This is a genomic window from Candidatus Cloacimonadota bacterium, from assembly GCA_011372345.1.
In the GTDB taxonomy this organism is placed as follows: Bacteria; Cloacimonadota; Cloacimonadia; order Cloacimonadales; family TCS61; genus DRTC01.
In genome coordinates this window covers 1-10,227 of record DRTC01000486.1, presented here as the reverse complement: position 1 = coordinate 10,227, position 10,227 = coordinate 1, and the positions used below count along the sequence as shown (strand labels likewise).

At 35.3% G+C, this 10,227-nt stretch carries 7 protein-coding genes; all 7 read right to left on the bottom strand.

Annotation, left to right across the window (positions count from 1 at the left end):
* Window positions 1–81: 81 nt before the first annotated feature.
* Window positions 82–2,397: a right-handed parallel beta-helix repeat-containing protein gene (locus ENL20_09420; protein HHE38776.1), complete on the bottom strand. Its 2,316-nt coding sequence runs from the start codon at window positions 2,395–2,397 to the stop codon at window positions 82–84.
* Between the two features lie 95 nt (window positions 2,398–2,492).
* Window positions 2,493–3,830: a group II intron reverse transcriptase/maturase gene (ltrA, locus tag ENL20_09415; GenBank protein HHE38775.1), complete on the bottom strand. Its 1,338-nt coding sequence runs from the start codon at window positions 3,828–3,830 to the stop codon at window positions 2,493–2,495.
* Window positions 3,831–4,511: 681 nt separating this feature from the next.
* Window positions 4,512–5,504 carry a sulfite exporter TauE/SafE family protein gene (locus ENL20_09410; protein ID HHE38774.1) on the bottom strand — a complete coding sequence of 331 codons (993 nt, stop codon included), beginning with the start codon at window positions 5,502–5,504 and terminating at the stop codon, window positions 4,512–4,514.
* A 168-nt stretch (window positions 5,505–5,672) separates the two neighbouring features.
* Window positions 5,673–6,872: a hypothetical protein gene (locus tag ENL20_09405; GenBank protein HHE38773.1), complete on the bottom strand. Its 1,200-nt coding sequence runs from the start codon at window positions 6,870–6,872 to the stop codon at window positions 5,673–5,675.
* 133 nt (window positions 6,873–7,005) lie between these two features.
* Window positions 7,006–7,254, bottom strand: coding sequence for a 4Fe-4S dicluster domain-containing protein (locus ENL20_09400; GenBank protein ID HHE38772.1), 249 nt, complete (start codon window positions 7,252–7,254; stop codon window positions 7,006–7,008).
* Complete coding sequence (locus ENL20_09395; GenBank protein HHE38771.1) at window positions 7,254–7,496, bottom strand: 4Fe-4S dicluster domain-containing protein; 243 nt, start codon at window positions 7,494–7,496, stop codon at window positions 7,254–7,256. Before ENL20_09395 ends, ENL20_09400 begins: the two co-directional genes overlap by 1 nt.
* Window positions 7,497–7,632: 136 nt before the next feature.
* Window positions 7,633–10,119 carry a hypothetical protein gene (locus ENL20_09390; GenBank protein HHE38770.1) on the bottom strand — a complete coding sequence of 829 codons (2,487 nt, stop codon included), beginning with the start codon at window positions 10,117–10,119 and terminating at the stop codon, window positions 7,633–7,635.
* Window positions 10,120–10,227 lie beyond the last annotated feature (108 nt).

Below are 10,227 nucleotides of genomic sequence, written 5' to 3'. Positions count from 1 at the left end.
GGCAAGGATCTGAAGCGGAAATTCTTCTACTTTGGTAGCACCGATACATTCTCCATCCAATAAAACACCTACTTCCATAACCTAAGGATCTTCCAAACTCAAGATATTGATCGGAGTATATTCGTGAGTTTCCACATAATAAAATCCTTCTGTCATTTCTCTTTCTCCTCCAGTTCCTCCTGGATCTGGATTATAGACAAAACTACATGCCTCAGAAACATTGATAATATACATTTTTCCATAGCTCATCTGGCATCTTTCACTCGGATATGTTCCGTCATTTTTCCATGCCCAATCTTCGCTGTACACAGAAAGCAGTTTATCCCAGATACCTGCTAAAGCATCATGAATAGCACTTGATTGCTTGGGAAAATATCCTATCCAATTCTCACCTGCTTCCAAATCAACTACAGTATCCTCCGGTAAGGTTATTCCTGATGTCGGAATACTAACATCATTACTAATTGTTTTAATTTTATAACCTATTTCAGAAATAAGTTCATTCAAATAACCTTCATTCCAAAAACCTTCATTCCATACTTTTTCATTTCCCCATTGATCAAAAATCTTGAAATAATCTGTTTGTTCTTCAACAGGTGCACATATATATGTAGTTGTTATTCCTCCGGTTACTATTGTTCTATCAATAATCGGAAAAGAGCGATAACGGAATCGGTTTACTTCTGCTGTTGTGAGAAGGTAATCGTGTTCTATCCTGGAAGGATAACAACCCATATCAGGAGGTGTTCCATCTTCATCCTCTTCCATAGACGGATCTCCGGAATCTATGCAGGGGCTTATAGACTGATCATTCCATTGGAGATTGAAGTCACTATTCGTCTGATTCACAAATAGAGGGTTATCATATATATTGTTCCCAAGGATCAAATACTGATACTGATTATTACTACAATAAATTTCTCCTGAATTATAATCACAATATTTTACTATTGTATTATGGTATAAATAAGGATCTTGTTCAATATATCCCTGGTTACCTATATGTGAACCAGTTGTATTATTCCATAAAATTGTATTAATAAAGGAAGCATTTGAAAAGTCATCGATGAAAAAGCCGCCACCATAAACATCACTATGATTCCTGGTAATTGTACAATTGTGGAAATGACAAACCGGATCTATCCAAGCGGAATCATATAAATATATTCCTCCTCCGTTGACAGCGGAATTGCCGAAAATAAGAGTGTCATATAATTTTATTCTAGATGTTACAGCATGAATCCCTCCTCCATAACCTTCTCCAATATCATTTGCTAATGCTTGATTATTATAAATTTCGCAGCTTTCAAAAACAGAATATGAGAGAGTAATAAAAATTCCACCCCCATTACCATCTTCAGCAACATTACCATAGATATCACAATCTCTTAATGTTGGAAAAATAGTTTCACATGAATGGAGAAGCATTCCCCCAGCATAATTTGCTATATTATCATAGATTTCATTATTTTCAAATAATTTATCTGTTTCAAAGTCAGTAGCATAAATTCCACCACCACCACCTTCAATAGCTTGATTATTAAAAATCCTATTGTTTACTATATCACAAGCTGTTTTGATGTAAATCCCTCCACCTGAACCATGTTCAAATGTTCTATTATTATTGATAATATTATTATCAATAATATTATCAAATCCAATAATTATAGAAATAGCACCTCCTGAATTAGATTGATTATTTTGGAACTCATTATTTGTAATTATGATATTACTACTTGAATTACTATACAAACCTCCACCAGATTCCACTGAAATATTATCAGTGAATAAATTACTTGTTATTAAAATGTCTTCACAATTTTCGCATTTTATTCCACTACCACCTATCATTTCATCTTCGTCCATGTTTCCTTCATTAAACTGAATGATGTTATTTTCTATTGTGATATCATTACTTTCTTCTTTTAAATTGATTCCTGCTCCTTCAAAACTTTTGTTATGATGTATATTACAATTTCCAATAGTAATATTAGAGCAATCTGATATATTAACACCACCATTTATGGAATTTGCTATATCACAATAGAATAAATTAGAATTAATAACGGAGTGATTGTTAAAAAAGTGAATACCTCCCCACTTATTATCTAAAATGTATTCATTAAAAAAAATATTTGATTCTTGGCTTCCATTAGCAATTAAAATCCCATAAAATATTATTGATTTATCTTGATAAAAGAATAAATTTACTCCGTTTTCGATAGTTAAAGTAACATCCTCATTTACAATTATGTCATCAGTAACATAATATGGATTACCCGAACTTTCCCAAGTAGTATTGTTTATTAACTCCCCGCCCACATAGGTTTGTGCATTACAAACCATGATCAAAACAACAACTCCGACTAAAACAAATATCTTTTGTCGAGTAGGCATAATATATTTCCTCCTTTAATTTTAAAGTGAGGAATTTCAACACCCCTCACAGAACCGGACTTGTAGATTTCCCACATCCGGCTCTTCAATTTAATTCACATTGAGTGTGATAATGCGTAAAGATTAAACATAATTTTTGGTTTGGGGAGAGGGTATTTCTCAAGATATTGATTGAATTGTTTCCAGTTCATACTCTGCTTCTGACTACGGCGGTTTATCCATTTTTTTGTTAATCTCACTGTCAATTCATAGTATTTGGAAATTGACACATAGTTTCCGCTTATACCGTAATATTGGAAATGACCTCGAATCTTGGATTGAAGAATCTTCCACCAATCCTTCAACATCTGAACATTTCTGATAGATTTTAACCAGATATTCATCGCCTTCATTTTGGATTTGAATTTCTTGCGACTTGTTTTTCGTCCTACCTTAAAAGTGCCGGTTCTTGTTGTATCGCAGAAGTGCGTAAAACCGAGAAAATCAAAAGTATTTGGACGACGCTTTTGTCTCTTGGCATTTTCCTGCTCATATCTGCCGAAACTTATTGTCCGACTCTTATCAAGATGTATTTCCAAACCGTATTTATTAAATCTGTTCTTGAGTGCTTTCTCTACTCGCTTTGATTCAGTTGCGGATTGCACTACAAAAATAAAATCATCGGCATATCTGACTATATCGCAAAAACCGTTGATGTGTGGTTTTACTACTTTTTCAAACCAATCGTCTAATACATTATGAAGGTAAATGTTCGCAAGTATCGGGCTTAAGATACTACCCTGCGGTGTTCCTCTCTCGGATGTAACCAGCAAATTATCATCAATATAGCCTGCTTTTAGAAACTTCTCTATTAAATGCAATAGAGAGGAATCTTTTATCCGTATTTGCAGAAACTTCATCAACTCTAAATGGGGTACATTGTCAAAGAAACCCTTGATGTCTGCCTCTACAATATGGTTTACACAATTATTCATTATTAAACTGTCAACCTTTGAAAGTGCCTGATGGCAATTTCTTTGCGGTCTAAATCCATAAGAAAAATCATAGAAATCCTCTTCGTAGATGCTTTCTAAAATATGTTTGATTCCTGTCTCAACTATCTTATTTTCGATAGCCGAGATGCCTAACGGACGGTTCTCGGTTTCATTCTTGGGAATATAGACTCGTTTTGCAGGTATCGGGTTATATTTTTTGCTCTTCATCTTACCTACAAGTTTATCTAAATTCGCTTCCAAATTTTCACCGTATTTTGCCCAACTAACATTATCAATTCCTACTGCCTTATTCCTGTTAAGGCGACTATAACAATCGTTGAGAAAACTCACATTTAATAGATGTGCTAAACTTGTAAACTGAAGTTCCGGTTCTCTCGCTGCACGCTCTGATATAAGAGACAACTTAAACCAAGTGCCTTTCACCTCTGAGTATGACATTAATTTACTCCTGTCTCTTTACATTAAATTGCTGACCTCTTCGAGTGTTCTTGATGATGAACTCAATAGGCATTACCCCATTTACTCCTCTACTATAAGTCAGTCCGAAGACCATACCGACATACTGCATCCTTGCCTTTGTTCGGCTTGTTTGCAGCTTCTAAACGGAACAATATGGCTCTCCCAAGTTCCGATATAATCATTTTCGTTTACCCGCTGTGGACTCAGACTCCGGTACGTCGATATATACTCACCTTTACTTTCCCTCATTATGGGTGTGCTAAATCGTGAAAAACACCTATCTGTTTTCGCATATATCAATACTGGCTTCCAGGAAATGAAACCCTTAGCCCAATACAATATCGAATTATTTCGGAGCTCAACACCTTCACTTGCGTTACGGCTGGTAAACTGCCTTTCACACGGCTTCATAATAGCTCGTTACCTCACTTTATGCGTGTTTCTGTTCCAGACTGGTGGTTAGCCTTTATCCGGGTTGGATTGTCCAACTTGATTACATCAGCTTTGCTTGGCACTCTCATAACATTTTCCTCCTGAATTTAAAAACTTTTTATTCTTACAACACAAAATGAGAAAGCAGATTATATCGAATACTTGTCAAATGAATTTTAAATTATAGTTGATAATCAAGCTAAAATTAAAGCATATAAATAATAATTTCTATTTTTCTTCCCTGAACTCCCAATGCACAAATTCGGCAGTTCGGAAAGTATAAGTTCGCAGGAAGTTTACAACTTTGGGAATGGAATAATTTTCTTCCACGGCAAAATAATCCCGTTCTTTTAAAACTGGGTGGAGAGATTCTTTTTCCAGAAGCGAAATATCAATGATGATGGTTGAACTATCAGCAGATGTAAGGAAATCAAAATTGTCTTCCCGCACTAAAAAATATGATACTTCATTGCGATGGTGAACAGCTATCGAATCTTTCAAATTCCTGAAATATTCATCATTCTGCAGATTGGAAATGACTATTATTTTCCGGTCAGGATGAAAAACATCGACGATGCGTGCATCATCAGGGATGGGAGCATTGTGCTCGTTCCAATGTACAATTCCTTTAATTCCGGTAAAAATGAACCAGGCTGCGATTAAAACTGAAGCCATTTGAGCGATGATCTTCATTTCTTTTATTTTGGAAAGAAGTCCCACAAAAGCAAGCGGGATCAGGAAAGCAGTTGTTCCGAAGAAGAAACCGAGGAAGAGCAGCATACCGCTTAATGCTCCACCAAGATCGATAGCTTTGGAAAGAGCGATCAAAAATGAAGGACAGAAATTAATTCCCGTCAGGATTCCCAAAATAAACACTCTTTTCGTAAATCTCGTAAATTTCGGAATATGACATTTTTTAGATTTCTGCCGTGTTCTGACAGCAGATAAGATCAGGTAAATCGAAAGTAAAATATAGGCGATGGAAGTGAATAATTCCCGATTTATTGATGATATCTTTGCTCCGGCAAATCCGGCTAACGCTCCAAAAGCAAGATATGAGAAGAATCTTCCGAGAGAAATCTCACCAACTGCCAGAAGACTTTTAACCAATTTTCTTTCTTCGGTCAATAAATAGGGTAAATAGATCGGAGTGCAGGTTACCAGGCAGATCGTTCCTGTGGAAAATCCTAAAACTAAACCTTCTAACAATGTTTGTAAGATCATATTTTATTACCGCAAAGGCGCTAAGGACGCAAAGAAATCTTATTATAATTTCTCATGTAGTTTTCAATATCTGATGAGATTGCTTCGTTAGAAACATTGAAGGAAACCTCGCAATGACATATTTTTTCTTTCGTGTTGTTTCGTGTATTTCGTGGGAATCATACATCAGAAATTAAGCGTTGTTCCCACAGATATTATATTTTGAGCTGGGTGAACATTAAAATCTGTGAATTCGCTTCTTATCCAGATGGATTTTCCGGTTAAGATCAAATATTCCAGGTTTGCAGAAATTTCCTTAAATAGATCCGGAGCATATTTCACTTCTCCGGAAAAATAGATGTTCCATAAAATATATTGATTCAATCCCAGAGAAACAAGATTTCCGTTATTTTCGGGATTGATCTTTATTTCTGCTATAAGAAAGGAATCTTGATTGTGCAAAGTTAAATAACTATATTTTGCTTTGATCCGCAATAAATTAGAGATCCTTTGCATTTTTTTAGATTCAGTATCAAAACAAGAATGGTTCATATAGGAGACGAATCCTGCCAATGAATTACCGATCCGTTTTGTATAGCGAAGTTTGGCATAAAAATTATGGATTTGATCGATACTTTCGGATCTGCTTTGGAAATATTTTATTTCGGAATTCACGATGTTGTAGAAATCATAACGACGATGGAATCTCAATCCCAGATCGATCTGGGAATGATCAAACCAGTTTTCTTCATTCAAATCGTCCTTATAATTTCCAGCAGAAAATATGCTTATTTTATCTGTTATATCATACAAAATTTCAGCAAAAGAATAAAGGTCATTATCCCAGGAAAATAACTCCTCATTTTCTGAAACAGATTTATATTTCAAATTTCTCAACCTGCTGCTTAACTGAAAACGAAAGCCGTTCCAAAAAGTATTAAAATGAAATTCTGTGTTGTGAATTGTCTGCTGTTGACTCGTGTTTTCAATTCCGGGAATGGAAAGAAGTTTTGTATTCTCGTCTTCAAACCAGCGATTGCTGTATTGAAGTTTCAGATAATGAGAATTTTTGGAAAATGAGAGCTTGATCTTCGCATAATTATTGAAAAACGAATTCTGCAGTTCATGACTTTTTTCAGAATAAAAAAGACTGTTCTCAAAGGTCAGATTAATATTCTTATTTAAGTTTGCCTGCAGAAGATGATCCCATTTTAAACCGGATTTAAGGGAAGTATTGATTTCGTAAACATCATCATGGGTAACAAAAAAGTCTTCCTGTTCGGAACTTGTTATAAAGGCTCTATAACTGAGATGACTCCAATTTGTTAGTGCAGAAATATTCATAATCCAGAGGATTATCACAAGTATTAAAACAGTTTTTTTCATTTATTTTCTTTCGTAACACAATCGTCTAGATCGTGAAGGTTACACAGAATTGAATTCTGTGAAATGGAATCTTATTAAATATTATTTCACATTTTACAAAAATGTGCTACGCTATTTCGGAAAATCGATTTACTTAATATATCGCATTTTTAGGACAAACAGTTATACACTGTCCACATTGATTACACTTCGTCTGATCGATCACTGCTTTTCCATTCAAACCGATTTCAACGGCATCGACCGGACAAACCTGGATACAGCGTGAACACGAATTGCAGGAAGATGAATCGACATTATATTGGAAATTAACAGCTTTCTCACATCCCCAAATTATCAGGAAAAAGAGAAAGATCGGAATTACGATTTTGATCAATTTTTTCATCAGAATTTCCTGATCGCATCATAAGTGCAGGATTTTATACAAATTTCACAATTGATGCACTTCTCCTGATCTATAACTGCTCTCCCATCGATGATCTCAATTGCATTCACAGGGCAGACATTCCGACAATCAGTACAACCAACACAGGATTTATATTCAACAACGATTATCCCTTTGGCAACACTGAAAATCAGAGAGCATAAAATTAAAATTATTAAAACTGAAAGTATCTTTATTCTCAATTTTTATTCCTTCTTGTCCTTCCGAATTTTCTCCCGGCTATTCTTCTGAAGAATCCAAACTAATAACAAAAATTATTCATAGTTGCAGATTCTTCATAAGAGTTTCTCTGTAAGATAACTCAGAATGACAGTTTATTTAATAGGCAACTACCGACAGCTTGATCAGATTCCAGGGACATGAACAATTTCCGCAAGCATCACAAAGATCAGGATCAATCGTTTTATATGGACCAACATCAGAAATTGCACCTTCCGGGCAATCGTAAATACATTGACTGCAATCATGACAAGCTCCATGATTTATCTGAAAAACGATCTTCCCGCCCGGAGAATTAGAAATCTCACTTTCATTGTCATTATCATCATAAGTTTTGATCGCGAAATAATATATCGATCCACCCGTTAATCCGGTGATTTCGCAAGTTTGTAAAGTTCCGGCAGATTCAGGATCAGGTGGATTGGAAAATTGACTTGCATTATTCCATGTATTTTCATTAATAGGAAAAGTCGAATATCTGATATCATAATAAGATGCTGTTCCTTCATTTTCATCATTTCCAGGAGCATTCCATTGTAATTTTATTCGATATGAAAAAATATTGAATTCATCGAGAGTAACCAGATTTGTAATTGCTGCGGGCGGAATATCATCAAAGTGAATTTCTGCTTGAGCATTATTGGAAATCTCCGAATAATTAAAATTCTCATCAATTGCCTTGATCGTAAAATAATAATTAATCCCGGGAGTAAGATCATAAGCAACATAAGTTTCGGAAGTTCCGGAAAAAGCCGGTTCTGGTGGATTTGGTAATAAGTCAGCTCCATTCCAGTTTTCTTCTGTTATTTCATCTTCAGAAAATCTGATCTCATAAGATGCAGCTTGTCCTTCCAATCCATTATCACCAACTGCTGTCCAATTCAGGATTATTATGTCTTCGGTGTCTAATGCTGATAGATCCGAAATTTGAGCAGGAGGAGTTGTATCTTCTAATAATGCAGAATTAACGATATTTGATAAATTTGAAGTATTAATTTCATCATCTGTCGTTTTTATCCCGAAATAATATGTTGATCCCAGTTCAAGGTTTTGTACGAAATAATTTTGTTCCGTTCCAGCAGACAAGGGAACAGGTAAATTCGGAAGTTGCTCATTTGATTCCCAATTCGCATCCGTAATCAGCTCATTAGAAATCCTGATATCATATTGGTAAGCAGTTCCTTCATAATCATCATCTCCGGGAGCTGTCCAGATCAATTCGATCTCTGTTTCGGAAGGAATTGCCGATAGATCTGTTATTTGTCCGGGGGGAATTTCATCTGGAATCTCGGTTGTCATCTCATTTATAATATTGGAAAGATTTGAGATATTTTGAACATCATCCAAGACTTTTATTCCTGCATAATACATGGTAACAGGTTCAAGATCTGTAATTAGAAACGATTCTGTTGATCCGGCATTTTGGGGAGTGATCGATTGTTCGACTGCAGGAATTCCATCCCAATTTTCTTCGGTAATATTATTTGTGTGAACTTTGATCACATAAGAAAAAGCCGTTCCCTCAAATCCATTATCTCCAACTGCTGTCCAACTTAAAAGAATAGAATTGGATGAAATGGAATTGATCGAAAGATCGTTAATATCCGCGGGTGGAATTATATCTCCGATAATGGAAGCAATCGTGTTATTGGAAATTTCTGAAGGATTGTCTTCTTCATCAAAAGTTTTAATTGCAAAATAATAATTTATTTGCTCTGGAAGATCAGTGATAAAAAGTTGCTCAATAATTCCTGGTGACGATGGAACAATGTTTTGTTCAAATTCGATTGCTGAATCCCAAGTCGAATCATTAATCTCATTTTCACTGTAGCGGATCTCATAACGGCTGGCAATTCCTTCTAAACCATCATCTCCAACCGCTGTCCAGGTCAATTTAAGAGAATCTTCAAAGGAATTGGAAATCAAGTCGGTTATTGCTGCCGGAGAAATTTCGTCGTGATATTCTCCCTGGATCAGAACTTCCGAAGAAACTGTTTCGGAAAATTGATTAACTTCGTCAAAAGCCTGCAGATTTATAGTGATCAATTCTTCGGGGGGAAGTTCATTAAGGATCCAGTTTTCCTCATAACCTGCTATATTTGGTAGAGGAGTTTCAAAATCCGTTTGGATCATCAGGTTATTTTGATCTTTTAAGGTCAGTTCATAACGATAAGCTGATCCCAGAGTATCATCATCTCCCGGAGCTGTGAACTGAATTTCCAATCTTCCCAAGGTATCCGAAACAGCAGAAAACTCAGCGCTATTTCCCGGTGCAATTATATCGCTCTTGATCAAAATAGCATTTTCAGGACAACTGAAATTATTGATACATTGCATACACTGTACGCATTTTTCGCCATCAATATAAGTCGTACCTGTTCTTTCATCGATCTTAATGGCATCATACGGACAATTAAAATCATTTATACATTCAAGGCATCCGGAACACTCAGAATACTCGACTCTTACTTTCTGAGCAATTTCCTTAATTTTTGAGATGTCATCCGTACAACTAATTAAAATGACGAGCAAAACCAACGAAACGAAAATACCGAATATGTTTTTTTTCATTATGTTTTTTTTCATATTTAATATTACAATAATTTACAATATTTTTTTGCAGGATTCAAGTTATCCACAAACTCGGTAGGAACATTTAAAAGGATTGTTCTCAACTCGAACTTCGTTTCAAGT